We start from the raw sequence: 26,136 nt of genomic DNA on the forward strand, positions 1-26,136 counted from the left end.
GTGGCTACAGGTCCTCCAGCCCGCTCTGGAACAGCGGGATGCTGTCGCCCGGGCTCAGCTGGACGATCGCCTTCTTCCACGAGCGCGTCCGGCCCGCGGTGAAGCCGCGGCGCTTGGGCTTGCTCTTGACCGACATGGTGTGGACGGAGACCACGTGGACGTCGAAGAGCTCTTCGATGGCCTGGCGGATCTGCGTCTTGTGCGCGTTCGGATGAACGCGGAAGGTGTACTTGTCGACCGCGGAGAGCACGTAGCTCTTCTCACTCACGATCGGGCGGATGATCACCTGGGTGGCGTTCACTTGGCACGCTCCGTGAGCTGGTCGATGGCATCGCTGGAGGCCAGCACCGCCGCGGCGCCCACCAGGTCGGCGATGCCGACGTGGGTGGCCGGCAGCACCGACACGCGATCGAGGTTGCGGAAAGACAGGGAGGCCTTGGACTGCGCGTCCGTCAGGACGACGAGCACGCCGCCCCGCTCGGGAGCCCAGTCGGCCAGGAGCGCCGCGGCCTGCTTGGTCGACGGCGCGTCCAGGTAGGGCGCGGGGTCCAGCACGGCCAGCGACTCGCGGTCGGCGTGCAGCGACAGCGCGCTGCGCAGCGCGGCCTTGCGCTCCTTGCGGTTGACCTTGAACGTGTAGTGGCGCGGCTGGGGTCCGAAGACGGTGCCGCCGCCGGTCCACAAGGGGTTGCGCGAGGAGCCGGCGCGGGCGCGGCCGGTGCCCTTCTGGCGCCACGGCTTGGCGCCACCGCCGGAGACCTGGCCACGCGTCTTGGTCGAGTGCGTGCCCTGACGGCGAGCGTTGAGCTCGGCGCGGACCGACTCGTGGACGAGCGAGACGTTCCAGGCTGCGCCGAACGCCTTGTCGTCGAGCGTGACCTTCTTCGTGCCGCCCAGGACGGGAGCGTCAGCCATCGGTACGCACCTCCACGACGCCGTTGCGGGGGCCGGGGACGGCACCGCGCACCAGCAGCAGGTTCTGGTCGGGACGGACCTCGACGACGGTCAGGCCCTTCTGGGTCACGCGCTCGTGGCCCATGTGGCCCGGGCCGCGGATGCCCTTGAACACGCGCGACGGCGTGGCCGACGCGCCGATCGAGCCCGGCGCACGCTTGTTGTGCGAGCCGTGGCTCTTGGGGCCGGAGGCGAAGTTGTGGCGCTTGATCGTGCCCTGGAAGCCCTTGCCCTTGGACGTGCCGGCGATCTTGACCTTGTCGCCGGGCGTGAACGCCTCGACGGTGACGGTCTCGCCGACCATCAGCTCGCCGGCCTCGTCGCGGAACTCCACGACGTGGCGCATCGGCGGGGCGTCGGCCTTCTTGAGGTGGCCGAGCTCGGCCTTGGTGAGGTGCTTCTCCTTGGTGGCGCCGAACGCGAGCTGGACGGCTTCGTAGCCGTCGCGGTCGAGCGTGCGGATCGCCGTGACCGGGCAGGGGCCGGCCTCGAGGACGGTCACGCGCTCGACGTGGCCGTCTTCGGCGAACACCTGGGTCATGCCGAGCTTGCGGGCGAGGATGGCGGTCATTGCAGTCTTAGGCGAGACGAATCTCGATGTCGACGCCGGCCGGGAGCTGGTCCAGGCGCTGAAGCGAGTCGACGGTCTTCGGGGTGGGCTGGTGGATGTCGATGAGCCGCTTGTGGGTGCGGATCTCGAAGTGCTCCTGGGAGTCCTTGTCCTTGAAGGGGGACTTCACCACGGCATAGACGTTCTTCTCGGTCGGCAGCGGCACGGGACCGGAGACCGTCGCGCCGGTGCGCGTCGCGGTCTCCACGATCTCCTTGGCCGCCGTCTCGATGGCCGAGTGGTCGTATGCCTTGAGGCGGATGCGGATCTTGTTTTGGGCGGCGGTTGCCATGGTGTCTGTTACGTCTCGTGAGTCGGGGGCGGCAGGTGTTGCGTGCCGCCCCCGTGCTCAGCGAATTCCTTTCGTGGCCGGAGGCCTTCCTACTGGATGACCTCGGTGACCACGCCCGAGCCGACGGTGCGGCCACCCTCACGGATGGCGAACCGCAGGCCGGCGTCCATGGCGATCGGCTGGATCAGCTCGATCTCCATCTGGACGTTGTCGCCCGGCATGACCATCTCGACACCCTCGGGGAGGTTGGCGACACCGGTCACGTCGGTGGTCCGGAAGTAGAACTGGGGACGGTAGCCCGAGAAGAACGGGGTGTGACGGCCACCCTCCTCCTTCTTGAGGACGTAGACCTCCGCCTTGTACTTCGTGTGCGGCGTGATCGAGCCAGGCTTGCACAGCACCTGGCCACGCTCGATCTCCTCGCGCTTGGTGCCACGCAGCAGGCAGCCGACGTTGTCGCCCGCCTGGCCCTGGTCCAGGATCTTGCGGAACATCTCGACGCCGGTCACGACCGTGGTGGTCGTGTCCTTGACGCCGACGATCTCGACGGTGTCACCCGTGTTGACGATGCCCTGCTCGATGCGGCCCGTGGCCACCGTGCCGCGACCCGTGATCGAGAAGACGTCCTCGACCGGCATCAGGAACGGCTTGTCCAGGTCGCGCTCGGGCTCCGGGATGTAGGTGTCCAGCTGCTCGGCGAGCTCGACGATCTTGGCGGTGTACTCCTCGTCGCCCTCGAGCGCCTTCAGCGCGGACCCGATGACGAACGGGATGTCGTCGCCCGGGAACTCGTACTCGCTCAGCAGCTCGCGCACCTCGACCTCGACGAGCTCCAGGAGCTCCTCGTCGTCGACCATGTCGGCCTTGTTGAGGAACACGACGATGTAGGGGACGCCGACCTGACGGGCGAGCAGGATGTGCTCACGCGTCTGGGGCATCGGGCCGTCGGCGGCCGACACGACCAGGATCGCGCCGTCCATCTGGGCGGCACCCGTGATCATGTTCTTGACGTAGTCGGCGTGACCGGGGCAGTCGACGTGCGCGTAGTGACGGTTGGGCGTCTCGTACTCGACGTGCGACGTAGCGATCGTGATGCCGCGCTCCTTCTCCTCCGGAGCGTTGTCAATCTCGGCGAACGAACGGGCCTGCCCGCCGTAGGTGTCGGCGAGGACCTTGGTGATGGCAGCGGTCAGCGTCGTCTTGCCGTGATCGATGTGACCGATCGTTCCGACATTGACGTGCGGCTTGCCGCGCTCAAACTTCTCCTTAGCCACTGTGCCTTTCTCCCTTTGAAATCTCGAACTGAAGGAAAGTACTGAAAATCACGAACTAGGTCCTTGGGCCTAGGCCGGGACCGGATCGCCCGTACGCTCGCCGGCGATCTTGTCGGCGATGTTCGGCGGCACCTCTTCGTAGCCGTCGAACTGCATCGTGTAGTTGGCGCGACCCTGGGTCATGGACCGCACGTCGGTCGCGTAGCCGAACATCTCGCTCAGCGGGACGCGAGCGGTGACCGCCAGCGCGTTGCCGCGGCGGTCCTGGCCCTCGATGCGGCCACGGCGACGCGACAGGTCGCCGATGACGTCGCCCAGGAAGTCCTCCGGGGTGACGACCTCGACCGCGAAGATCGGCTCGAGGATGATCGGCTTGGCGCGACGCGCCGCCTCCTGGAAGGCCTGACGGCCGGCCAGACGGAAGGCGATCTCCGAGGAGTCCGTGTCGTGCGACTTGCCGTCGACGAGCTTCACGCGAACGTCGACCATCGGGTAGCCGGCGCGGACGCCGGTCTGCATGGCGTCCTCGCAGCCCTTCTCGACGGCCGGGATGAACTCGATCGGAACCGAGCCGCCCTTGATCGCCGAGATGAAGTCGAAGCCCTCACCGGGCGCCGGCTCCATGTCGATGTAGACGATGCCGTACTGGCCCGAGCCACCGGTCTGCTTGACGTGGCGACCCTCGATCTTCGTCGCGGTGCCCTTGATCGTCTCGCGGTAGGAGACCTGCGGGCGGCCGACGTTGGCCTCGACCTTGTACTCGCGCTTCATGCGGTCGACCAGCACCTCGAGGTGCAGCTCGCCCATGCCCGAGATCTCGGTCTGCCCGGTCTCCTCGTTGGTCTGGACCTGGAACGTCGGGTCCTCCTCGGCCAGACGGCCCAGGGCGACCGACATCTTCTCCTGGTCGGACTTCGTCTTCGGCTCGACGGCCACCTTGATGACCGGCTCGGGGAAGTCGATGGTCTCCAGCTTGATCGGCTTGTCGATCGCCGCCAGCGTGTCGCCGGTGATGACCTTCTTGATGCCGACCGCCGCGGCGATGTCGCCCGCGTAGACCTCCTGGACCTCTTCGCGATCGTTGGCGTGCATCATCAGGATGCGGCCGATCCGCTCGCGGTTGCCCGTGGAGACGTTGAGGATGCTCGAGCCTGCCTCGAGCTTGCCCGAGTAGACGCGGAAGTAGGTGAGCTTGCCGACGAACGGGTCGGCCATGATCTTGAAGGCCAGCGCGGCGAACGGCGCGTCGTCGCTCGTCTCGCGGGTCTCCTCGCGCGGCTCGTCCGACCCACGCACCTCGACGACGCCGGTGACCGGCGGGACGTCGAGCGGGCTGGGCAGGTAGTCGAGCACGGCGTCGAGCAGGGGCTGCACGCCCTTGTTCTTGAACGCCGAGCCACACAGGACCGGGTTGATCTCCAGGGCCAGCGTGGCCGTGCGGATCGCGGCCTTCAGCTGCGCGGTGTCGACCTCGCCCGTCTCCAGGTAGGACTCGGCCAGATCGTCGTCAAAGGTGGCGACGGCGTCGATGAGCGCCTCGCGGGCGGCCTCGGCCTTCTCGACCAGCTCGGCCGGGATGTCGACGACCTCGATGTCCTTGCCCAGGTCGTCGAGGTAGCGGGTCGCCTTCATCTCGATCAGATCGACGATGCCGATCAGGTCGGACTCGGAGCCCCAGGGCAGCTGGATCGGGATCGCGTTGGCGCCCAGGCGGTCGATCATCGTCTCGACCGAGCGGTCGAAGTCCGCGCCGATGCGGTCCATCTTGTTGATGAACGCGATGCGGGGGACGTGGTACGTGTCGGCCTGACGCCACACCGTCTCGGACTGCGGCTCGACGCCGGCGACCGAGTCGAACACGGCGACGGCGCCGTCGAGGACGCGCAGCGAGCGCTCGACCTCGACCGTGAAGTCCACGTGGCCGGGCGTGTCGATGATGTTGATGCGGTGGTCGCGCCACTCGCACGTCGTGGCGGCCGACGTGATCGTGATGCCCCGCTCCTGCTCCTGCTCCATCCAGTCCATCGTGGCCGCGCCCTCGTGGACCTCACCGATCTTGTAGGTGCGGCCCGTGTAATAGAGGATGCGCTCGGTCGTCGTCGTCTTACCGGCGTCGATGTGCGCCATGATCCCGATGTTTCGGGTGTTGAAGAGGCTGAACTTACGGGGCATGAGAAAGAGCGATCTGTTGGTCTACGGGGGTACTTCGGGCAAAAAGAACGGGCCCAGTGGGCCCGCACACGACTCCGTCCTTATCGGCAACGAAGTCGCTATCTGGTCGAAGTCACCATCCGTGCGGGTTTGGTCGCTGCGGTGATTGCGCACCAATCCGCAGCGGCAGAGGACGATAGCAAAAAGCCGCAGCAGCCCCAGACCACCAGCGGACCGGGTCTCGGCCCTCTGCTCATGGCAGTCGTCGGGGCGGTCCTGCTCGGGGTGGTGGAGGTCGCCACGGTAGTCGAGGTGACGGTCGGAACCAGCGTGCGCGACACGATCTCCGGGGCCGACCGGCACGGCGTCGCCCCGGCGCTGCTGGCCCTCTGCGCGCTCGCGCTGGCCTGGATCGTCTACGGCGGACGGGCGCGCGGCGCAGCGGTGCTGGTGGGCATCGCCGGGCTGGGCCTGCTGGGCCTGGTGACGCTCGGCCTGTGGGCCCTGGGCGACCTGCCCGACGTGGGCGCGACCGGCCCCTACGGGCTGGCCGGCGACCCCGGCCGCACGAACGCCGGCTTCGGCTTCTGGCTGGAGCTCGTGGCGGCGCTCGCGCTGCTGGGCTCGGCCGTCTGGTCGCTGATCCAAAGAGGATCGGGGCGGGGTCGGGCGTAGAGCACCGCGCCGTCGATCACCTCGCGGGCGGTGAAGCGGTCGCGCAGCGCGCCGTCCAGGCCGGGGATCGTGGCGAACGCGCGGGCCACGACCACCGCGCCCGCGCCGTCGGCGGCGGCCAGCACCTGGGCGCGCGTGAGCGAACCCGTGTCGACGCGCACGAAGGACGGGTCCGCGGTCAGCGCCGCCGCCGGACGACCGGCGTACAGCGCGACCAGCGGCAGGTCGCTGACCACCGGCTGCCCGGGCTCGGTGCTGGCCCGGATCTCGGCGGCCAGGCGCTGCACGCGGGCCTGGTCGGATGCGGGCAGCAGGATCCGCCCGTGCGCCACCCAGGGTGCCAGCAGGGCCAGCCCCGCGCCCACGACCAGCAGCCGGCGCCCGCGCGGGCGCTCGGTCAGCGTCGAGGCGGCCAGCAGCGCCAGCGGCCAGGCGATGGCCACCAGGTGGTGGTGCAGCAGCGGCTTCTGCACGGCGCACAGCGCGATCCCGCCGAGCACCAGCGCGATCAGGTCGGCCCGCTCGCGCAGGCGGCGCCGGCTGGGCCAGCCGGCGGCCAGGATCGTCAGCAGCCCCGCGTAGCCCAGCACGATCAGCACCACGAGCAGCGTCTGCGGAGGGCCGGGCAGGTGGCTGGGGCCGGCGGCGCGGGCCTCGAGGTGCAGGACCACCGCGCCGTTCCACAGGGCGCCCAGGGCGCCGAGGTTGGCCAGCGCCGTGGCCGCCGCCACGCCCAGCACGCCCGCCGCGAACCAGGCCAGCGCGCGCCGGGGTGGGCGATCGACCAGCGCGCCCACGACCAGCGCGAGCGCGAAGGGCAGCGCCAGCAGCTTGACCAGCAGGGCCGCGGCCAGGAGCGCGCCCGCGGCCAGCGCCCAGCGCGGCTGTCCGCGCGCGGCCCGGGCGGCCAGCAGGGCGCCCGTGCCCAGCGCCACGCAGGGGACGTCGGCGCTGACCACGGCGGCCCCGTCGATCACGCCCGGCGCCACCGCCACCAGCCCCGCCGCGGCCAGGCCCGCGACCGGTCCGGCGATGTGGCGGACCAGGGCCCAGCCCGCGGCCGCACCGGCGATCGTCAGCGCGACGAGCAGCAGGCGGATGGCCACCGCATCCCCGCCGGTCAGGCGGTGCGCGCCGTCCAGCAGCGTCAAGAACAGCGGCGGCTGGGAGCTGAACACGTCGGTGCCCAGCTGCAGGCCGCCGGCCACCAGCTGCGCGCTGGACAGGTACACGCCCTCGTCGAAGTCCAACGACGGCGCGCCCAGGCTGCGCGTCATCAGCACCGCGGCCGCGCAGAGCAGGAACCCCAGCGCCAGCAGCTCACGGCTGCCGGCGCGCGCGCTCACGGGACCCGGAGGAACTCCTCCAGGTCGGCCACCACGGCATCCGCGCCGGCCCGGCGCAGCTGCTCGGGCGACGACCCACCGCGGGCCAGGCCGATGTCGACGCCGATGCCGGCGTCGGCCCCGGCGCGCAGCTCGTCGGCGTCGGTGGCCACCAGCACGATGCGCGCCGGCTCGACGTCGAGGCTCTCGAACAGCTCGGCCATCCGCTCGGCCGCGTGCGAGCCGCTGACCACGACGTCGACCAGCGCGTCGATGTCGGCCAGCTCCAGCGCCTGGGAGGCGCGGTCGCTGGAGGCCACGACGGCGATCTTCTTGCGCTCGTCGCGCAGCTTCTCGATCCACTTGACGCTGCCGGCCAGCGCGCGCACGTCGCCGTAGCCGAGGTCCACGACGAGCGCGTCGAGCGACAGCGCGACCGCGTCGAAGTCGTGGTGGTCGATGCGCTTGCGCAGCAGGTCCAGGACGCTGACGACGGGCCGCTGGCGCAGGATGGAGTCCTTGGAGTCGGGCATCACTTCTGGGTCATGATGTAGATACCGAACACGATCGCCGCGCCGATCAGCAGGACGCAGGCGCCCGTGAGCACGTCGTAGGCGATCACGCCGCCCTCGCCGGCCGCCTTGCGGTCCTGACCGCGCAGCGAGGCGACGACGGCCAGGCCGCCGACGATCATCACGCCCAGCGCGAACCCGGCCGAGACGTAGGCCGCTTCGAACAGCTTGGCCCAGTCGACGTCGACGGCGGAGAAGATCATGCGGGCTGCACCTCCGGCTGGGCGCCCGGCTTGACGCCGAACGTCGGGTTCTCGGACACGGTGTCCTCGGGCTTGATGCCGTGGCGGCGGTTGGCCTGGAAGAGCAGCACGCCGCCGATGATGAAGACCACGCTGAGGACGATCGGCCCGACCGCGCTGCTCTCGCCGAACAGCTCGATGACCAGGTAGGCCAGGCCGGCCACGATGGCCGCGGCGGGCAGGGTCAGCAGCCAGCCGATCACGATGTTGCGCGCGACCAGCCAGTTGACCACCGCGCCGGGGCGACCGACGCCCGAGCCGGCCACGGCGCCCGAGACGACCTGCGTGGTCGACAGCGGGAAGCCCACGTGCGAGGAGGCCAGGATGACCGCGGCGGCCGTGGTCTCCGAGCCGAAGCCCTGGGGCGGGCGGACCTCGACGACCTTCGTGCCGAGCGTGGCGATGATGCGCCAGCCGCCGGTGTAGGTGCCCAGGGCGATCGCCGTGGCGCAGGAGACGACCACCCAGGTGGGCACGTCGAAGTTCTCGCCGCCGGAGATCGAGCCGTTGGCGATCAGGGCCAGCGAGATCACGCCCATCGTCTTCTGCGCGTCGTTGGTGCCGTGCGCGAGCGCGACCATCGAGGAGGACGCCACCTGGGCCCAGCGGAACTCGCGCTCGGAGCGGGTCGGGACGAAGTGGCGGATCATGCGGTAGACCAGGTAGACGCCGAGCGCGGCCACGAGGCCGGCGACGATCGGCGAGGCGAACGCGGGGATGATCACGTCGGAGATGATCCCGCCCCACTCGATCGCCGAGCTGCCCACGGCGACGAAGGTCGAGCCGATGATGCCGCCGATCAGCGCGTGCGACGAGGACGAGGGCAGGCCGAACCACCAGGTGATCAGGTTCCAGACGATCGCCCCGGCCAACCCGCCGAAGACGACGGTCGGCGTGATCGCGCCCGAGTCGACGATGCCGCTGGCGATCGTGGCCGCCACCTTCAGCGAGATGAAGGCGCCGACGAAGTTGAGGATCGCCGCGATGGCGACGGCGATGCGCGGCTTGAGCGCGCCGGTGGCCACGGTGGTCGCCATCGCATTGGCGGTGTCGTGGAACCCATTGGTGAAGTCGAAGGTCAGCGCGAAGGCGACGACCAGTGCGACGATGATGTCTCCGGTATCCATGACGTGCAGCAACCTATGCCCGCCGGCGGGGCCCGCGCACGAACGTTCACGGACCTTTCACCGGCCAGTGAAGCGGCGGTGACCGGCACCTTGCCGATCGGGTGCCGTCGGCCTCGTAGGATCGGCGTCATGGCGAGCTGGAGCGAGATCGAACAGGCGGCCCCGGAGCTGGCCGCCCGCGCCCGGGCCTACCTCGACGCGCACGTGCACAAGACCCTGGCCACGCTGCGGCGCGACGGCGCGCCGCGCATCAGCGGCACCGAGATCTTCTTCGGCGAGGGCGACATCTGGTTCGGCTCGATGCCCGGCGCGCTGAAGGCCCGCGATCTGCAGCGCGATCCGCGCTACGCGCTGCACAGCGGCTCCAAGGACCCGGGCGCCGGCTGGGACGGCGACGCGAAGTTCGCCGGCGTGGTCGAGGAGATCACCGACGACGCCCGCAAGGCCGCGGTGTTCGCGCTGCGCACGCCGTCCAGCGCCGAGGAGCCCGAGGACCCGGACTTCAGCGACGCCCACCTGTTCCGGGCCGACATCGACGAGCTCAGCGTGGCCGGGCTGAACGCCGAGCGCACGGCGATGGTCATCGAGCTGTGGACGCCCGCCGGCGGCGTGCGCCGGATGGAGCGATGAGCGACTCGATCTACCGCCACGGCTTCGTCCGCGTGGCGGCGGCGGTGCCGACGATCCGCGTCGGCGACCCGCGCCACAACGCGCAGCGGACGATCGCGCTGGCCCGCGACGCCGCGGCGCGCGACGCCGCGCTGGTGATCTTCCCCGAGCTGGGCCTGACCGGCTACACGGCCGACGACCTGTTCCACCAGGACGCGCTGCTGCTGGCCGCGCGCGCCGGGCTGGCCGACGTCGTCACCGCCAGCGCGGAGCTGGAGGCGGTGCTGGTCGTCGGCGCGCCGCTGGTCACCGAGCAGCGCCTGTTCAACTGCGCCGTGGTCATCCAGGGCGGCCGCGTGCTCGGCGTCGTGCCCAAGAGCTACCTGCCCAACTACCGCGAGTTCTACGAGAAGCGCCAGTTCGCCGCGGCGCGCTCGGCGATCGCCGACACGGTGGTCGTGGCCGGCCAGCGCGTGCCCTTCGGCCCCGACCTCGTCTTCGACTGCGCCGACGTGGAGCACTTCTCGCTGCACGTGGAGATCTGCGAGGACGTGTGGACGCCGATCCCGCCCAGCACGTACGCGGCGATGGGCGGCGCGACGGTCCTGGCCAACCTGTCGGCCTCGAACATCACCGTGGGCAAGGCCGACTACCGGCGCGGGCTGTGCTTCGCCCAGTCGTCGCGCACGATCTCGGCCTACGTGTACACCGCGGCGGGCGCGGGCGAGTCGACCACCGACCTGGCCTGGGACGGCCAGGCGCTGATCGCCGAGAACGGCGACCTGCTGGCCGAGGGCGAGCGCTTCAGCGACGCCGACCGGGTGATCACCGCCGACGTGGATCTCGACCGCCTCGTGCAGGACCGCATGCGGATGACGAGCTTCGTCGACGCGGTCGGCGACCACCGCGCGCGCATCGAGGCGCTGCGCCGGGTCGAGTTCACGCTGGGCCTGGGCGACCGCGACGTGCCGCTGCAGCGCGTCGTGGAGCGCTTCCCCTACGTCCCGGCCGACCACGCGCGACGCGACGAGCGCTGCGAGGAGACCTACCACATCCAGGTCCAGGGGCTGGCCACGCGGCTGCGCGCCACGGGCATCCGGAAGGTCGTCATCGGCGTGTCCGGCGGGCTGGACTCCACGCATGCGCTGGTCGTCGCCGTGCGGGCCATGGACGAGCTCGGGCTGCCCCGCGAGAACGTGCTCGGCTACACGATGCCGGGCTTCGCCACGTCCAGCCACACGCTGGCCAACGCGCACGCGCTGATGCGCGCGCTGGGCGTCAGCGCCCACGAGATCGACATCAAGCCGGCGGCCACGCAGATGCTGGGCGACATCGGCCACCCGGCCGCCGCGGGCGAGCCGGTCTACGACATCACCTACGAGAACGTGCAGGCGGGCGAGCGCACGTCGCACCTGTTCCGCCTGGCCAACTTCCACGGTGGCATCGTGCTCGGCACGGGCGACCTGTCGGAGCTGGCGCTCGGCTGGGCGACCTACGGCGTGGGCGACCACATGTCGCACTACAACGTCAACGCCTCGGTGCCCAAGACGCTGATCCAGTTCCTCGTGCGCTGGGCCGCCGACACCGACCAGCTCGGGCCCGAGGCCAGCGCGGTGCTGCGCTCGGTGGCCGACACGGAGATCTCGCCGGAGCTGATCCCGCTGGTCGAGGGCGACGGCGACGCGCCGCGGGCCGACAGCGAGAGCGTCGTCGGGCCCTACGAGCTGCAGGACTTCTTCCTCTACTACGTCCTGCGCTTCGGCCACCGCCCCACGAAGGTCGCCTTCCTGGCCGATCACGCCTGGGGCGAGGTGTACGACCCCGAGCGCGTGCGCCACTGGCTGGGCGTGTTCCTGGACCGCTTCTTCCGCACGTCGCAGTTCAAGCGCTCCGCGATGCCCAACGCGCCGAAGGTGGGCAGCGGCGGTTCGCTGTCCCCGCGCGGCGACTGGCGCGCGCCGAGCGACGGCAACGCCACGGCGTGGCTGTCCGAGCTCGACTCCGACGTCTGAGCGGCCGCCCTAGAACGAGAAAGCGCGCCCGGTGGGCGCGCGATCAACGCATGCTTCAGATGGTGGGGCCGACTACCAGCGGTAGTGCGCGAAGGCCTTGTTGGCCTGCGCCATGCGGTAGATGTCGTCCTTGCGCTTGTAGGCGCCACCCTGCTGGGAGGACGCGTCCATCAGCTCGTTGGCGAGGCGCTGGGCCATCGTCTTCTCGCGACGCTGGCGGGCGAACTCGACCAGCCAGCGCACGGCGAGCGTGCGGGCGCGGCGCTGCGGCACCTCGACGGGGACCTGGTAGGTCGCGCCGCCGACGCGGCGGGAGCGGACCTCGAGCACCGGGGTGAGGGCCTTGATCGACGCCTCGAGGGCCTCGATCGCGTCCTTGCCGGTGCGCTCCTCGATGATCGCGAGCGCGTCGTAGACGATCCGCTCGGCGGTGGACTTCTTGCCGTCCAGCATCACCTTGTTGATGACCTGCTGGACGAGGCGGGAGCGAAGAACGGGGTCCGGCTCGATCGGCCGGATCTGGGCAGCTGCGCGACGAGGCATTTCTCTACTTCTTCTTGACGCCGTACTGGGAGCGGGCCTTCTTGCGGTCGCTCACGCCGGCGGCGTCGAGCGTCCCGCGGACGACCTTGTAGCGCACACCCGGAAGATCCTTGACGCGACCGCCACGCACGAGCACGACGGAGTGCTCCTGCAGGTTGTGCCCCTCACCGGGGATGTAGGCGGTGACTTCCATCGAGCCCGTGATGCGAACACGCGCGACCTTGCGCAGCGCGGAGTTCGGCTTCTTCGGCGTGGTCGTGAACACACGCGTGCAGACACCGCGACGCTGGGGCGCGGCAACCTGCTTCTTGCGGCCCTTGCCGGACTTGAGACCGGGGGTCGCGAGCTTCTTGGGCTTGGCCTTCCGGCCCTTGCGGATCAGCTGGGAAGTCGTGGGCATGCGACGGAGAAGCGTAGCAGCGTCCGGATGCGACGTCCGGTCGACGGGTAGGCGACGGAGAATGCCCTCTCCCCTCGATCCCTTCCGGCTTCCCCTGCGCCTGGCCGGCGACCTCACCCGCATCGCCGACGCGGTGGCCGAGCTCCCCCGCATCTCGCGCCTGCTCCGCGACGTCCACCAGGACGTCGGCCTGCTGCGCGGCGAGATCGACGGCCTGACCAAGAGCCTGACCACGATGGAGCACCAGCTCGAGGGCATCCAGAAGGGCATCGACCCCCTCGACGACGACCTCGCCTCCGTCGAGCGCGGCGTCCACGCGCTGCCGCCGAAGATGGACCAGATGGCCACCGAGCTCACCGCGCTGCGCGCGGACCTGGCCAGCGTGCCCTTCGTGGGCCGCGACACGCCGTCGCCGAAATAGCGGAAACCGGTCGTTGTCGGCTCACGGCCGCTATGCGGACCTCAGCCGACAACGAGCACCGAGCGCGCGAACCGTTGTCGACCTAGCGTCGCTATCCGACGCCAACCTGACAAGGGCGTGGCGGGGAGCGCGGACGTGGCGGGAAGCGCGGACGGGCCAGAACTCGCGACCGCCGGTTCGCCTTCGCTGCCCGCCGTAACCGCGACGCAGGACGCCGCGCGCCAGGTCGCAGCGGTGACGACAGGCACCGAAGAGGAACGCGGCCGCGCGGCCGTGAGCGACGGCCGCGGGAAGCGGTCGTTGTCGGCTCACGGTCGCTATGCGGGCCTCAGCCGACAACGAGCACCGAGCGCGCGAACCGTTGTCGACCGAGCGTCGCTATCCGACGCCAACCTGACAAGGGCGTGGCGGGGAGCGCGGACGTGGCGGGAAGCGCGGACGGGCCAGAACTCGCCACCGCCGGTTCGCCTTCGCTGCCCGCCGTACCCGCAACGAAGGACGCCGCGCGCCAGGTCGCAGCCGTGACGACAGGCACCGAAGAGGAACGCGACCGCGCGGCCCCGCGGAACCGCCGCGGGAAGCGGACCGTTGTCGGCTCACGGTCGCTATGCGGGCCTCAGCCGACAACGAGCACCGAGCGCGCGAACCGTTGTCGACCTAGCGTCGCTATTCGACGCGAACCTGACAAGGGCGTGGCGGGGAGCGCGGACGTGGCGGGAAGCGCGGACGGGCCAGAACTCGCGACCGCCGGTTCGCCTTCGCTGCCCGTCGTACCCGCGACGAAGAACGCCGCGCGCCGAGTCGCAGCGGTGACGACAGCCACCGAAGAGGAACGCGGCCGCCCGGCCGCGAGCGACGGCCGCGTCAAGCGGTCGTTGTCGGCTCACGGTCGCTATGCGGACCTCAGCCGACAACGAGCACCGAGCGCGCGAACCGTTGTCGACCGAGCGTCGCTATCCGACGCCAACCTGACAACGCGTGGCGGGGAGCGCGGACCTGGCGGGAAGCGCGGACGGGCCAGAACCCGCGACCGCCGGTTCGCCTTCGCTGCCCGCCGTAACCGCGACGCAGGACGCCGCGCGCCGGGTCGCAGCGGTGACGACAGGCACCGAAGAGGAACGCGGCCGCGCGGCCGTAGCGACGGCCGCGGGAAGCGGTCGTTGTCGGCTCACGGTCGCTATGCGGGCCTCAGCGGACAACGGGCGCGGACGGGGCCCGAACCCGCGACGGCCTCGAGCCGAGGAGAGCGTCTCGCGCTCAGGCGACGACCGCGGCCGGGTCGAACGCGTCGACGCCCACGGCCTCGGCGACCGGGGCGTAGGTGACCTTGCCGTCGAAGACGTTGAGCCCCTCGAGGAAGCCCGGGTCGTCGGCCAGGGCGGCGAGGCCGCGGTTGGCCAGCTTGACCATGTAGGGCATCGTCGCGTTGGTCAGCGCGTAGGTCGAGGTGATCGGCACGGCGCCGGGCATGTTGGCCACGCAGTAGTGGATGACGCCGTCGATCTCGTAGGTCGGGTCGGAGTGCGTCGTCGGGCGGGAGGTCTCGAAGCAGCCGCCCTGGTCGATCGAGACGTCGACGAGCACGGAGCCCTTCTTCATGATCTTCAGCTGATCGCGGGTGATCACGCGCGGGGCCTTGGCGCCGTGGATCAGGACGGCGCCGACGACGAGGTCCATGTCGGGCAGGCGCGACTCGATCTCCAGCGTCGAGGCGAAGCAGGTCGAGACGTTGCCGTTGAGCAGCACCTCGAGCTCGCGCAGCCGGTCGATCGAGCGGTCGTAGACGTAGGTCTCGGCGCCCAGGCCGACGGCGATCTCGGCCGCGTTCTGGCCGACGACCCCACCGCCGATGACCATCACCTTGCCGGCGGCCACGCCGGGCACGCCGCCCAGCAGCATGCCGCGGCCCCCGAGCGGCTTCTCGAGCATGAACGCACCGGCCTGCGTGGCGATCTTGCCCGCCACCTCGCTCATCGGGGCCAGCAGCGGCAGGCGGCCGCGCGCGTCGGTGACCGTCTCGTAGGCGATGCAGGTCGCGCCCGTCTCCATCAGCGACCGCGTCAGCTCGGGATCAGGCGCCAGGTGCAGGTAGGTGAAGAGCGTGTGGTGCGGGCGCAGCCGCGCGACCTCCTCGGGCTGGGGCTCCTTGACCCCGACGATCAGCTCGGCGGCCGCGAAGACGGCGTCGGCGTCGGGCACGATGCGCGCGCCCTGCTCGACATAGGCGGCATCCTCGATCGCGGAGCCGACTCCGGCGCCGGACTGCACGATGACCTCGTGCCCGTGGTCGGTCAGCTCGCGGGCTCCTGACGGCGTCAGCGACACGCGGTACTCGTCGGTCTTGATCTCAGTGGGGACGCCGATCACGGTCATGCGCGTCATCATCTCTCCTGCCCACATGGATGTCACTGGACATGGAGTAGGACCGTGAAATCGATCGCGTTGGACGACATCGACCGAGTGATCCTCAGCGAGCTGGTCCACAACGGACGCGCGACCTACACGCAGCTCGGCGAGCTGACCCGGCTCAGCCCCCACGCCGTCGGGCCGCGCGTGCGTCGCCTGGTCGACGCGGGCGTCATCACCGGCTTCGCCGCGACCGTCGACTTCGGCGCGATCGGGCGCGGGCTGGAGGCGCTCGTCGACCTCCGCCTGGGCTCCAACGCCGACCCCGACGCCTTCGAGCAGCGCTGCACCGAGCTGCCCTCGGTGCGGGAGCTGACGTTCCTGACCGGGCGCTTCGACTACCAGCTGCGCGCGTCCTGCCTGGACGCCGACGACCTCGACCAGACGGTGCGCGCGCTGCGCCGCGCCGGCGCCGCGGTGACCGAGACGCGCATCGTCATGCGCACGCGGTCCTTCCGCCGCTCGGTCGACGACGCAGGCGCCGACTCCTAGCGACAGCGTTTCGTGATCGCCTTGGCCAGCGGGTTCGCCGCCGTCGCGCGAGGGCCCTTGATCGTCCAGCGGGCCAGGCCCTTGCGCTTGCCCAGCACCTTCACGCGCACGCTCCAGCCGCCGGGCGCCTCCGTGACGGCGAACGCGTTCACGCGCGGAAGCGTGATCCGGCAGGCCTCGTCGGCCCGGGCCACCGTGCGCAGGACCGTGGCCAGCGCGGCGAACCGCCCCAGCCCGCCGCGGGCGCCGGCCTGGCCGATCGGGGCGACCGGCGAGACCGCCTGCGTCGTCACCTCGACCTCCTGCCCGGCCGTCAGCTGCGCCGGCTGGAGCCCGGCGGTCTCGGGCGCGACGTCGACCACGCCCTCGCGCACCGTCGTCACCATCGCCTTCCCGCCCGGGTCGTAGGCGACGCTGAAGTCGGTGCCGCGCACGCTCGCGGTGCCGGTCGGCGCCTTGATGCGGAAGTCCGACGCGGTCGCCTCCGACTTGTGCACCTGCGCGGCGATCTCGCCCATCTTCAGCAGGATCTCCGTGCGCACGACGCCGCCCTCGGTGAAGAACGAGGCGATCTTCAGCTGGGTGGTGTTCTTGACGACCACCGTCGAGTTGTCGGCGAACTGGAGCGTCACCGCGCCATCGGGGTCGCAGCTGATCTCGTCGCCCTGCTGCAGGACGGTGTCCCGGCACACCGGGCGCCAGTCGTCCTCCGGCGCGCCCGCCGGATGCCACTGGACGTCGGGCTGCACGGCGACGACCCGCACCTCGTTGACCGCGGCCGTGCCGGCCGTCGGCGCCGCGCCGTCACACGGGTCGGCCGGCTCCTCGGTCTGCGGCGCGAAGATCTTCACGTCGAAGCCGGCGCCGGAGCAGCGGCTCGGCGGCGAGCAGGTCTCGCTCGTCGTGATGATGAGCTTCCCGCTGAGCTTCGGGCGGAAGCCGAAGGCGTAGACGTGTCCGGCGTTGTAGGGCGGGTGCCTCCACGTCGGGTTGAGCGCCATGGGCTCGCCCTCGGCGACGTACTCCTGCAGCGGATGGAGCGTCGTGGTCTCCGACGTGCGCGCCGTGATCGGCACCCCGGCGCTGGGCGCGTCGGCCTTCGGCGGACAGGACGGGTTGGTCGAGGTCACGCAGAAGAACGCGTCCTCCAACGACGTCGTGGGCGGGCTGGTGCCCAGGACCTTCGTCCGCGTGCCCGAGATCTCCATCGGATAGACCTGCCCGGCCTTCATCTTGACCCGCGTGGTGACCGCGTCGTCGACGCCCAGGTGAAACTGCGAGATGGGCTCGGCCGCCGCCGCGGTCGAGACGGCGGTCAGCGCGATGGCGAGGGTCGCGAGCACGGCGATGAGGGGACGCATCGCCGGAGCTTCGCCCCGCCGGCGAGGCCATAGCCACCGGGTGCCACCCTGGACTTCTAGTGCGAGCGGCGGCCGATCTCGGCCCAGGCGTCCTCGAGCGTCGGGCGCAGGATCGACTCGATCTCCTCGAACTCGGCCGGCCCGGCGATCAGCGGCGGCGACAGCTGGATGACCGGGTCGCCACGGTCGTCGGCGCGGCAGATCAGGCCGCGGCGGTACAGCTCGCCGGACAGGAACCCGCGCAGCAGCCACTCGGACTCGTCCTCGTTGAACGACGTCTTGGTGTCGCGGTCGCGGACCAGCTCGATCGCGTGGAAGTACCCGGCGCCGCGCACGTCGCCGACGATCGGGATGTCGCGCAGCGACTCGAGCATGGCCCGGAAGCCCGCCTCGTTGTCGCGCACGTTCTGCAGCACGCCCTCGTGCTCCATCACGTCGATGTTCGCGCTGGCCACCGCGCAGGCCATCGGGTGCCCGGCGAAGGTGAAGCCGTGGGTGAAGCTGGCGTTGCCCTCCAGGAACGGCTCGGCCAGGCGATCGGAGAACAGCATGGCGCCCATCGGCGCGTAGGCCGAGGTGATGCCCTTGGCCGTCGTGATGATGTCGGGCTGGTAGTCGTAGCGCTGGGCGCCGAACCACTCGCCCAGACGGCCCCACGAGCAGATCACCTCGTCGGAGATCATCAGGACGTCGTACTCGTCGCAGATCTCGCGGATGCGCTGGAAGTAGCCCTCGGGCGGCGTGAAGCAGCCGCCGGCGTTCTGGACGGGCTCCATGATCACGGCGGCGACCGTGTCGGGGCCCTCGAACTCGATGCGCTCGCGGACCGCCTCGGCCAGCGTCTCGGCGCCGTAGCCGGGCTTGAGCCGGTACTGGTTGGTGTTGGGCACGTGGCAGCCGCCCGGCGTGAACGGCTCGTAGGGCTGGCGCAGCGCGGTGATGCCCGTCGCGCTCAGCGCGCCCAGGCTGGTGCCGTGGTAGGCCACCTCGCGGGCGATCAGCTTCGTCTTGTTGGGATGCCCGGTGAGCTTGTGGAAATGCCGGGCCAGCTTGATGGCCGACTCGACGGCCTCGCTGCCGCCGCTGGTGAAGAACACGCGGTTGAGGTCGCCCGGGGCGAGCTGCGCGATGCGCGTGGCCAGCTCGATCGCCGGCGGGTGCGCGTAGGACCAGTTGGTGAAGAAGCCGAGGTCCTTGGCCTGATCGGCGCCGGCCTGGGCCACGTCGGCGCGGCCGTGGCCGATGTTCACGCAGAACAGCGCGGACAGGCCGTCGAAGTACTTGCGGCCGTGCTCGTCCCACACGTGGCAGCCCTCGCCCCGGACGATCACGGGGATCTCGTGGTCGGCGTCGTAGGCGCCCATCCGCGAGAAGTGCATCCACAGGTGGCGGCGGGCCTGCTCCTGGTGACTGACCGCGTGAACCGACTCGGTGCTCGACATCGTCGTTCGAACGGTATTTGATTTCCCCGTGCACCACGTCCGCCTCGGCTCCGGCCCGCCGCTCGTCCTGATCCCGGGGACCGCCTGCGACTGGCGCGTGTGGCGACCGGTGTTCGACGCCGTGGCGGCCCGGCGCGACGTGATCGCCGTCGACCTGCCGGGCTTCGGCGCGTCGGCGCCGCTGGCCCAACGGCCGACGCCCGCCGCGTTGGCCGGCGCGGTCGCGGGGCTGCTGGACGAGCTGGGGCTGGAGCGCCCGCACGTCGCGGGCAGCTCGCTGGGCGCGGCGGTGGCCATCGAGCTCGCGCTGGCCGGACGGGCGCGATCGGCCTGTGCGCTGGCGCCCATCGGGCTGTGGACGCCGCGCGAGGCCGCCTGGGTGCAGGGGCTGGTGCGGGCGTCGGCGCAGTTCATCCACGGACCGGCCGCCCTGCGCCGGGCGATCGCCGCGACCCCGGTGACGCGCACGCTCGGCTACGCGCACGTCGTCGCGCGCCCGTGGGCGCTGACGCCCCAGCAGGCGTTCGGGCTGTCCGACGTGGCCATCCCCGGCTTCGCGGCGATCGCCGATGCCTACCGCGACTACCGCCTGCCCGGCGGAGACGGGACCGGGGTGACGATCGGCTGGGGCACGCGCGACCGCCTGCTGCTGCCCCGCCAGGCCGGGCGCGCCGCGCGGGTGCTCGACGGCGCGCGCGTGGTGACGCTCCCCGGGCTCGGCCACCTGCCGATGTTCGACGACCCGGCGCGCGTCGCCGCGTTGCTGCTGGAGGCGAGCGCGGGGGGCGAATAGCGCGCGGGGGGACCCTAGAGGCGGTGTGTCGATCAGCCGCTTCTCCAATCTCCCGCAGCGCTGGCTGGGTGGCGGGCGCGTGGTGTTCCTGGCCACGACCCGCGTGGCCCGGGCCCGCGGGCTGGCCCGCCTGGACGCGCTGGACCCGATGGCCGGCCTGCAGATCCCGCGCTGCCGGTCGGTGCACACGTGCGGCATGCGCTTCGCGCTGGACCTCCTGTGGCTGGACGACAGCGGCGCGGTCGTGCGCGTCGATCGCGGCGTCCGGCCGCGGCGCCTGCGCTGCTGCTGGGCCGCCGCATCGGTGGTCGAGGTGGTGGCCGGCCAGGCCGACGCGTTCCTGGCGGCGGGGCGGTGATGGCGGCGTGGGCGCTGAGCGCGCTCGTGCTCGTCGTGGCCGCGGCGGCGACCCGCACCGACCTGGCCCGGCGCGAGATCCCCAACGCGCTGACCGGCGCGGGCGCGCTGGCCGCGCTGCTGGTCGGCCTGGTGCTCGACCCCGCGGGACAGCCGCAGCGGCTGGCCGCGGGGCTGGCCGCCGCCGGCTTCCTGCTCGGCGCGGCGCTGGTGCGTCCGGGCGCCATGGGGCTGGGCGACGTGAAGCTGGCCGGCGTCATGGGCCTGTGCCTGGGCGGGGCCGCGGTCGCCGTGGCGCTGGTCGTGGCCTTCGCCGCGGGCACGGCGTACGGGTTGGGCGTGCTCGCCCGGCGCGGGCTGCGCGCCTACCGCACCGCGACGCTGGCCTTCGGCCCGTGCCTCGCGCTCGGAGCGGGCGCCGGGGTGGCGCTGACGTTGCTCTGAGGGCGGGCGGCTACGCGGCGGGCGCGAGCGCCCCGTCGACGCGCGCGGCGCGGACCGGGGCCGGCGTGAGCGCGGCGGCGACGATGATCAGGATGAAGGCCACCGACTGCAGGGCGATGCCGATCGCGTCGCCGGGCATCGGGTCGCCGAACACGAGGATGCCGCCGGCGATGCAGGAGACGTTGGCCGCCGTGCCGGTGATGGCGATGACCGGAACCGCCTCGCCGTCCTGCAGGCCGCGGGCCGAGGCGTAGAAGGCGGCGATCGAGGCGACGATCGCCACGACGAGCCAGGGCGACAGCAGCCCGAAGATCCCGTCCAGGCCGATCAGGCCCGTGAGCGCCTTGATGGCGACGTCGGAGACCCCGAAGAGGACGCCGGCGGCGGCGCCGAGCGCCAGGCCGTGGTGCTCCTCGCGGGCGCCGACCACGCGGGGACCGGCGATCAGCAGCGCGCCGATGCCGAGCAGACCGCCCTCGAAGGCGACCATCGCGAAGACGGAGTAGGAGGAGTGCGAGCCGTGGGTGGCCGGTTGCGTGAGGGCGATCAGGCCCAGGCCGATGGCCATCGCGGCCAGGCCGAACCACTGGCGCTTGCCCACGGTGAAGCCGAACAGGCGGTCGGCCATCACGGCGAGCAGCACGAGGCCGCCGGCCAGGACGACCTGCACGACGGACATGGGAGCCATGGCCAGGGCGGCGACGTGGAAGACCCACGCGCCGACGGCGACGAGCATGCCGATCGCGAACCACGGCGAGCGGAACAGCCCGGCCGCGGAGGCCAGGGGATGACGGATGTCAACCGGCGGTGCTGCGCACGCGCCGCGGTGCTTGTAGAGGAACGCGAGGTTCGTCACGAAGGCGCAGAGCAGCGCGAAAAGGATGCCGAGATGAAGAGTCATTCAGAAAGAGAGAACGCCGCGGCGGTAGGAAAATCGCGGTGGCCGGGGTCTACTAGGGGAATCGACCACCGGGGCACCAACCTTGATGCCCGGCGTGTGTTGGCACCATAGCGATCCGGGCCTAAAGCCCAGGCCAATCGGTCGACCTCTTCGAGAATTCCTGGAAATGCGCGACAAACCACTGCTCTTCGTCGACATCGACGGCGTCTTGAGTCTTTTCGGCTTTCGTCCGAGTGACGTCCCCGAACGTTGCAGTTGGCACCAAGTCGACGGCATCCTGCACCTCCTTTCGCACGATGCCGCCGAGCACCTTCAACGGCTCGACGCCACCTACGAGATCGTCTGGTGCTCGGGCTGGAAGGACCGCGCCAACGATCACCTCCCCCACGTGCTCCGGCTGGGCCCCTACCCGCACCTGACGTTCGGCGAGAGCGCGGGCCACTGGAAGCTCGCGTCGGTCATCGCCCACGCCGGCGAGCGGCCGCTGGCCTGGATCGACGACGACGTCAACGACGCCGTCCGCGACTGGGCAGCACAAAGGGCCGCCCCCACGCTGATCGTGGAGACGGCCCCTGTGAGCGGTCTGACCGACGCGCTGGCGGAGCGCCTGCGCACCTGGGCGCAGGCGCTCCCCAACGGCGCCTGACTACTTGCGGTCGTCCGGATCCGGGACGTCCAGGTCGGCGAGCTCCTCGGCGAAGCCGGGGTCGACGCCCCCGCCGTTGCCGATCTCGCCCAGCGAGGCCAGCTCCTGGTCGTCGAAGCCGAACCCGCCCAGACCCTCGCCGTTGAGCCCGAGCTCGGCGGCGATGTCGTCGGAGTCCAGCAGACCGACCTCGTCGGCCCGCGGCAGCGGCTCCGACGGCTCGATCTCGATCCGGCGGTAGCGCTTCAGCCCGGTCGCGGCCGGGATCAGCTTGCCGATGATCACGTTCTCCTTCAGACCGTTGAGGCGATCGATCTTGCCCTCGAGCGCCGCATCGGTGAGGACCTTGGTGGTCTCCTGGAAGGAGGCCGCCGACAGGAACGAGTCCGTGTTCAGCGAGGCCTTCGTGATGCCGAGGATGATCTCCTCGTACTGGGCCGTCTCGCCGCCCGCGGCCTTGACCGCGTCGTTCGCTCGCGCGAAGTCGTAGCGGTCGATGAACGCGCCCGGCAGGTACTCGGTGTCGCCCTTCTGGTCGACGCGCACCTTCTTGAGCATCTGACGCACGATCAGCTCGATGTGCTTGTCGTTGATGTCGACGCCCTGGGACTTGTAGACGACCTGCACCTCCTTGACGAGGTACTGCTCGGTCGCCGTACGCCCCTGGACGCGGAGCACGTCGTGCGGGTACAGCGAGCCCTCGTTGAGCTGCGTGCCCCGCTCGATCTTCTGGCCGTTCTCGACGAACATGCGCGTGCGCCGCGGGAACGAGTACTTGTGCTCGTCGCCCGCGTCGTCGGTGACCAGGATGTTGATCGCCTTCTCGGTCTCCTCCAGCGCGACGGTGCCGTCGACCTCGCTGATCTGCGCCAGGCCCTTGGGCTTGCGCGCCTCGAACAGCTCGACGACACGCGGCAGGCCGTGCGTGATGTCCGCGCCGGCGACGCCGCCGGTGTGGAACGTGCGCATGGTCAGCTGCGTGCCCGGCTCGCCGATCGACTGCGCGGCGATGATGCCCACCGCGTCGCCGATCTGAGCGGTCTGGCCCGTGGCCATCGACCGGCCGTAGCAGGCCTGGCACACGCCCGAGAGCGCCTCGCACTTGAGCACGGAGCGCACCGCGATGCGCGGGTTGACCTTGTCGTCGTCGAACCCGGGCTGGAACGCCTCGATGATCTGCGCGAACTCCGCGCGACCGATCTCGTCGCCCTTGGCCACGATCACCGTCTTGCCGTCCGGACCCTTCACCGCGGCGGGCATCCAGCGCCCGACGAGGTTGTCGTTGGGCTCACCCGCCTCGTTGAAGATCGGCAGCTCGATGAACGCCTCGGTGCCACAGTCGGGCTCGCGGATGATGACGTCCTGCGAGACGTCGACCAGGCGCCGGGTCAGGTACCCGGAGTCGGCCGTACGCAGGGCGGTGTCCGCGAGGCCCTTGCGGGCGCCGTGGGTCGAGATGAAGTACTCCAGCACCGACAGGCCTTCGATGAAGTTGGCCTTGATCGGACGCGGGATGATCTCGCCCTTCGGGTTGGCCATGAGGCCACGCATGCCCGCCAGCTGGCGGATCTGCTTGAACGAGCCACGGGCACCCGAGTTGGCCATCATGTAGATCGGGTTGAGCACGTCGAGGTTGGCGACCATCGCCTCAGCGACCTCGTCGGTGGCGGCGTCCCACTGCGAGACGATCGCCTCCTTGCGCTCCTCCTCGGTGATCAGGCCCATCTCGTACTGGTCCTCGATCTCCGCGACCAGGCCGTCGTACTTGGTGAGGATCTCCGGCTTGGACGGCGGCACGACCACGTCGTTCTTGGACACGGTGATGCCGGCCTGCGTGGCGTACTTGAACCCGAGGTCCTTGAACGCGTCCAGGACCAGCGACACCGCGGGGGCGCCGTAGGCCTGCACCAGCGCGTCGATGATGCGCGACGTGTCGCGCTTCTTCATCGGCTGGTTGACGAACACGTAGCTGGCCGGGTCGAAGCTCTCCCCGACGGCCTCCTCCAGCGCCCGCTCGATGCGGTCGTTGTAGATGATGCGCCCGACCGTGGTCAGGATGTGGCTGTCCTGCCCGACCGGCCGGTACTCGACCAGGTCGTGCAGCTTGACCGCGCCGTGGTCGTAGGCCTGCTCGGCCTCCTGGGCGGTGCGGTAGATGCGCGGACGCTTCTCGAGCTTCGCCGGATCCAGCTTGGCGATCTCGTCGGGCTCCGGACCGTAGGTCAGGTAGTAGGCGCCCAGCACCATGTCCTGCGACGGCGTCGCCAGCGGCGCCCCGTGCGCGGGGGACAGGATGTTGTTGGCCGACAGCATCAGGATGCGGGCCTCCGCCTGCGCCTCGGCGCTGAGCGGGAGGTGGACCGCCATCTGGTCGCCGTCGAAGTCCGCGTTGAACGCGGAGCAGACGAGCGGATGGACCTGGATGGCCTTGCCCTCCACGAGGATCGGCTCGAACGCCTGGATGCCCAGGCGGTGGAGCGTCGGCGCGCGGTTGAGCAGCACCGGGTGCTCGTGGATGACCTCCTCGAGCACGTCCCACACCTCGGGGATCATCGAGTCGACCATCTTCTTGGCCGCCTTGATGTTCTGCGCGGACTTGCGCTCGACGAGGCGGGCCATGATGAACGGCTTGAACAGCTCCAGCGCCATCAGCTTCGGCAGACCGCACTGGTGCAGGCGCAGGTACGGACCCGACACGATGACCGAGCGGCCCGAGTAGTCGACGCGCTTGCCCAGCAGGTTCTGACGGAAGCGGCCCTGCTTGCCCTTGAGCATGTCGCTCAGGGACTTCAGCGGCCGGTTGCCCGGGCCGGTGACGGGGCGCCCACGGCGGCCGTTGTCGAACAGGGCGTCGACGGCCTCCTGGAGCATGCGCTTCTCGTTGTTGACGATGATCTCCGGCGCGCCCAGGTCCAACAGCCGCTTGAGGCGGTTGTTGCGGTTGATCACGCGGCGGTACAGGTCGTTGAGGTCGGACGTCGCGAAACGGCCACCGTCGAGCTGCACCATCGGACGCAGCTCCGGCGGGATCACCGGAACGGCCTCGAGGATCATCTGGTCCGGCCGGTTGCCCGACTGGATGAAGGCCGAGACGACCTTCAGGCGCTTGACCGAGCGGGCCTGCTTCTGGCCCTTGGCCGTGCGCACCTGCTCCTCGAGGTGCGCGGCCTCGGCGTCCAGGTCGATCTGCTCGAGCAGGTCGCGGATCGCCTCGGCGCCCATGCCGCCCCGGAAGTACTCACCGAAGCCGTACGGGGACCCGAAGCGCTCCTTGAGCTCACGGAACGTGGTCTCGTCGTGCTCGATGCGCTTGGGCTCCATCTCCTTGAACAGGTCCCACACCTGACGCATGCGCTCGGCCGCGTCCTCGATGTAGGCCTCCGTGTCGGAGATGTCGGCCTCGAACGTCTTGCGCAGCTCCTTGAGGAGCTTGTCGCGCTCGTCGTCGTCGAGCTTCTTGACGTTGATGTCCAGCGAGTCGGCCCACAGGTGGTCCTCGTCGCTGAAGCCCTTCTGGTCGCCCTCGGTCAGGAAGGCCTCGCGGCGGGCCAGCGACTCGCGCAGCTCCAGCACCCGCTCCTCACGCTCGGCGGCGTAGGAGTCGAGCACCTCGTTGACACGGGTCTCCAGCTCGGGCAGGTCGGCCTGACGGGCGTCGTCATCGACCCACGTCACGATGGACGCGGCGAAGTACAGGACCTTCTCCAGGTCCTTGGGCGCCATGTCCAGCAGGTAGCCGATGCGCGACGGCACGCCCTTGAAGAACCAGATGTGGCTCACGGGGGCGGCCAGGTCGATGTGGCCCATGCGCTCACGGCGGACCTTGGACCGCGTGACCTCCACGCCGCATCGCTCGCAGACGATGCCCTTGTAGCGGACGCGCTTGTACTTGCCGCAGTAGCACTCCCAGTCCTTGGTGGGACCGAAGATGCGCTCGCAGAAGAGCCCATCCTTCTCGGGCTTCAGCGTGCGGTAGTTGATCGTCTCGGGCTTCGTGACCTCGCCGGAGCTCCAGCTGCGGATCTGCTTGGAGGACGCGAGACCGATCTCGATGGCGTCGAAGTTGTTGATGTCGATCATGTAGGCC

Annotated in this window: 25 protein-coding genes; 8 read left to right on the forward strand and 17 right to left on the reverse strand. The window is 70.6% G+C overall.

Going from position 1 to position 26,136, the window contains the following annotated elements; translation table 11 throughout:
* Positions 1-4 precede the first annotated feature (4 nt).
* The 10 genes from rplW to ACZ5UI_RS15900 form a co-directional block, all read right to left on the reverse strand.
* Entirely contained in the window at positions 5-301 is a 297-nt protein-coding gene (gene rplW, locus ACZ5UI_RS15855; protein WP_464188533.1) for a 50S ribosomal protein L23, read from the reverse strand.
* The gene (rplD, locus tag ACZ5UI_RS15860) at positions 298-915 is read right to left on the reverse strand and encodes a 50S ribosomal protein L4 (protein WP_464188535.1); all 618 of its coding nucleotides are present in this window, start codon (positions 913-915) and stop codon (positions 298-300) included. The genes rplW and rplD overlap by 4 nt, the downstream gene beginning before the upstream one ends.
* Positions 908-1,525, reverse strand: a complete 618-nt coding sequence (gene rplC / locus ACZ5UI_RS15865; RefSeq protein ID WP_464188537.1) for a 50S ribosomal protein L3 — start codon at positions 1,523-1,525, stop codon at positions 908-910. The genes rplD and rplC overlap by 8 nt, the downstream gene beginning before the upstream one ends.
* 7 nt (positions 1,526-1,532) lie before the next feature.
* Positions 1,533-1,856: a 30S ribosomal protein S10 gene (gene rpsJ / locus ACZ5UI_RS15870; protein ID WP_464188539.1), complete on the reverse strand. Its 324-nt coding sequence runs from the start codon at positions 1,854-1,856 to the stop codon at positions 1,533-1,535.
* An 89-nt stretch (positions 1,857-1,945) separates the two neighbouring features.
* Positions 1,946-3,130, reverse strand: a complete 1,185-nt coding sequence (gene tuf / locus ACZ5UI_RS15875) for an elongation factor Tu (protein ID WP_464188541.1) — start codon at positions 3,128-3,130, stop codon at positions 1,946-1,948.
* Between the two features lie 69 nt (positions 3,131-3,199).
* Positions 3,200-5,302 carry an elongation factor G gene (gene fusA / locus ACZ5UI_RS15880; protein ID WP_464188543.1) on the reverse strand — a complete coding sequence of 701 codons (2,103 nt, stop codon included), beginning with the start codon at positions 5,300-5,302 and terminating at the stop codon, positions 3,200-3,202.
* 518 nt (positions 5,303-5,820) lie between these two features.
* Positions 5,821-7,302, reverse strand: coding sequence for a glycosyltransferase family 39 protein (locus tag ACZ5UI_RS15885; RefSeq protein WP_464188544.1), 1,482 nt, complete (start codon positions 7,300-7,302; stop codon positions 5,821-5,823).
* Positions 7,299-7,814, reverse strand: coding sequence for an HAD family hydrolase (locus ACZ5UI_RS15890; protein ID WP_464188546.1), 516 nt, complete (start codon positions 7,812-7,814; stop codon positions 7,299-7,301). The genes ACZ5UI_RS15885 and ACZ5UI_RS15890 overlap by 4 nt, the downstream gene beginning before the upstream one ends.
* A complete protein-coding gene (locus ACZ5UI_RS15895; protein WP_464188548.1) occupies positions 7,814-8,056 on the reverse strand; it encodes a hypothetical protein in 243 nt (80 codons plus the stop codon). The genes ACZ5UI_RS15890 and ACZ5UI_RS15895 overlap by 1 nt, the downstream gene beginning before the upstream one ends.
* Positions 8,053-9,222 (reverse strand): anion permease, encoded by a 1,170-nt coding sequence (locus ACZ5UI_RS15900; RefSeq protein ID WP_464188550.1) that lies wholly within the window; start codon positions 9,220-9,222, stop codon positions 8,053-8,055. Before ACZ5UI_RS15900 ends, ACZ5UI_RS15895 begins: the two co-directional genes overlap by 4 nt.
* A 129-nt stretch (positions 9,223-9,351) precedes the next feature.
* Between ACZ5UI_RS15900 and ACZ5UI_RS15905 the strand changes: the two genes are divergently transcribed.
* Both ACZ5UI_RS15905 and ACZ5UI_RS15910 read left to right on the forward strand, forming a co-directional pair.
* Entirely contained in the window at positions 9,352-9,852 is a 501-nt protein-coding gene (locus tag ACZ5UI_RS15905; RefSeq protein ID WP_464188552.1) for a pyridoxamine 5'-phosphate oxidase family protein, read from the forward strand.
* Complete coding sequence (locus ACZ5UI_RS15910) at positions 9,849-11,843, forward strand: NAD(+) synthase (protein ID WP_464188554.1); 1,995 nt, start codon at positions 9,849-9,851, stop codon at positions 11,841-11,843. Before ACZ5UI_RS15905 ends, ACZ5UI_RS15910 begins: the two co-directional genes overlap by 4 nt.
* A gap of 72 nt (positions 11,844-11,915) precedes the next feature.
* On the opposite strand, the gene rpsG is transcribed toward ACZ5UI_RS15910, so the two are convergent.
* Together rpsG and rpsL are read right to left on the reverse strand one after the other, a co-directional pair.
* A complete protein-coding gene (rpsG, locus tag ACZ5UI_RS15915) occupies positions 11,916-12,386 on the reverse strand; it encodes a 30S ribosomal protein S7 (RefSeq protein ID WP_464188556.1) in 471 nt (156 codons plus the stop codon).
* 4 nt (positions 12,387-12,390) lie between these two features.
* Positions 12,391-12,786 (reverse strand): 30S ribosomal protein S12, encoded by a 396-nt coding sequence (rpsL, locus tag ACZ5UI_RS15920; protein ID WP_464188558.1) that lies wholly within the window; start codon positions 12,784-12,786, stop codon positions 12,391-12,393.
* A gap of 61 nt (positions 12,787-12,847) precedes the next feature.
* On the opposite strand from rpsL, the gene ACZ5UI_RS15925 reads away from it, so the two are divergent.
* Entirely contained in the window at positions 12,848-13,207 is a 360-nt protein-coding gene (locus tag ACZ5UI_RS15925) for a hypothetical protein (protein ID WP_464188560.1), read from the forward strand.
* Positions 13,208-14,464: 1,257 nt separating this feature from the next.
* Here the strand turns inward: ACZ5UI_RS15925 and ald are convergent.
* Entirely contained in the window at positions 14,465-15,580 is a 1,116-nt protein-coding gene (gene ald, locus ACZ5UI_RS15930; RefSeq protein ID WP_464188562.1) for an alanine dehydrogenase, read from the reverse strand.
* A gap of 54 nt (positions 15,581-15,634) precedes the next feature.
* On the opposite strand from ald, the gene ACZ5UI_RS15935 reads away from it, so the two are divergent.
* Positions 15,635-16,105, forward strand: coding sequence for an Lrp/AsnC family transcriptional regulator (locus tag ACZ5UI_RS15935; protein ID WP_464188564.1), 471 nt, complete (start codon positions 15,635-15,637; stop codon positions 16,103-16,105).
* Here the strand turns inward: ACZ5UI_RS15935 and ACZ5UI_RS15940 are convergent.
* Together ACZ5UI_RS15940 and ACZ5UI_RS15945 are read right to left on the reverse strand one after the other, a co-directional pair.
* The gene (locus ACZ5UI_RS15940) at positions 16,102-17,466 is read right to left on the reverse strand and encodes a FecR family protein (protein ID WP_464188566.1); all 1,365 of its coding nucleotides are present in this window, start codon (positions 17,464-17,466) and stop codon (positions 16,102-16,104) included. The two genes, ACZ5UI_RS15935 and ACZ5UI_RS15940, sit on opposite strands and share 4 nt — an antisense overlap.
* A gap of 56 nt (positions 17,467-17,522) precedes the next feature.
* The gene (locus ACZ5UI_RS15945; RefSeq protein WP_464188568.1) at positions 17,523-18,908 is read right to left on the reverse strand and encodes an aspartate aminotransferase family protein; all 1,386 of its coding nucleotides are present in this window, start codon (positions 18,906-18,908) and stop codon (positions 17,523-17,525) included.
* Positions 18,909-18,936: 28 nt separating this feature from the next.
* On the opposite strand from ACZ5UI_RS15945, the gene ACZ5UI_RS15950 reads away from it, so the two are divergent.
* Genes ACZ5UI_RS15950 through ACZ5UI_RS15960 form a run of 3 tightly spaced genes read left to right on the forward strand, consistent with a single transcriptional unit; the run spans position 18,937 to position 20,502 of the window.
* The gene (locus tag ACZ5UI_RS15950; protein WP_464188570.1) at positions 18,937-19,701 is read left to right on the forward strand and encodes an alpha/beta fold hydrolase; all 765 of its coding nucleotides are present in this window, start codon (positions 18,937-18,939) and stop codon (positions 19,699-19,701) included.
* A gap of 25 nt (positions 19,702-19,726) precedes the next feature.
* On the forward strand, positions 19,727-20,059 hold the full coding sequence (locus ACZ5UI_RS15955; RefSeq protein ID WP_464188573.1) for a DUF192 domain-containing protein: 333 nt from the start codon (positions 19,727-19,729) through the stop codon (positions 20,057-20,059).
* Entirely contained in the window at positions 20,059-20,502 is a 444-nt protein-coding gene (locus ACZ5UI_RS15960; protein WP_464188575.1) for a prepilin peptidase, read from the forward strand. Before ACZ5UI_RS15955 ends, ACZ5UI_RS15960 begins: the two co-directional genes overlap by 1 nt.
* A gap of 10 nt (positions 20,503-20,512) precedes the next feature.
* Here the strand turns inward: ACZ5UI_RS15960 and ACZ5UI_RS15965 are convergent, their stop codons facing one another.
* Positions 20,513-21,403 (reverse strand): hypothetical protein, encoded by an 891-nt coding sequence (locus ACZ5UI_RS15965; RefSeq protein ID WP_464188577.1) that lies wholly within the window; start codon positions 21,401-21,403, stop codon positions 20,513-20,515.
* Positions 21,404-21,569: 166 nt separating this feature from the next.
* Between ACZ5UI_RS15965 and ACZ5UI_RS15970 the strand changes: the two genes are divergently transcribed.
* Positions 21,570-22,049: an HAD domain-containing protein gene (locus tag ACZ5UI_RS15970; protein WP_464188579.1), complete on the forward strand. Its 480-nt coding sequence runs from the start codon at positions 21,570-21,572 to the stop codon at positions 22,047-22,049.
* Here ACZ5UI_RS15970 and ACZ5UI_RS15975 read toward each other — a convergent pair whose 3' ends face one another.
* Entirely contained in the window at positions 22,050-26,129 is a 4,080-nt protein-coding gene (locus ACZ5UI_RS15975; RefSeq protein ID WP_464188581.1) for a DNA-directed RNA polymerase subunit beta', read from the reverse strand.
* Between the last annotated feature and the right edge of the window lie 7 nt (positions 26,130-26,136).

Source organism: Conexibacter sp. JCM 18997 (assembly GCF_055391915.1).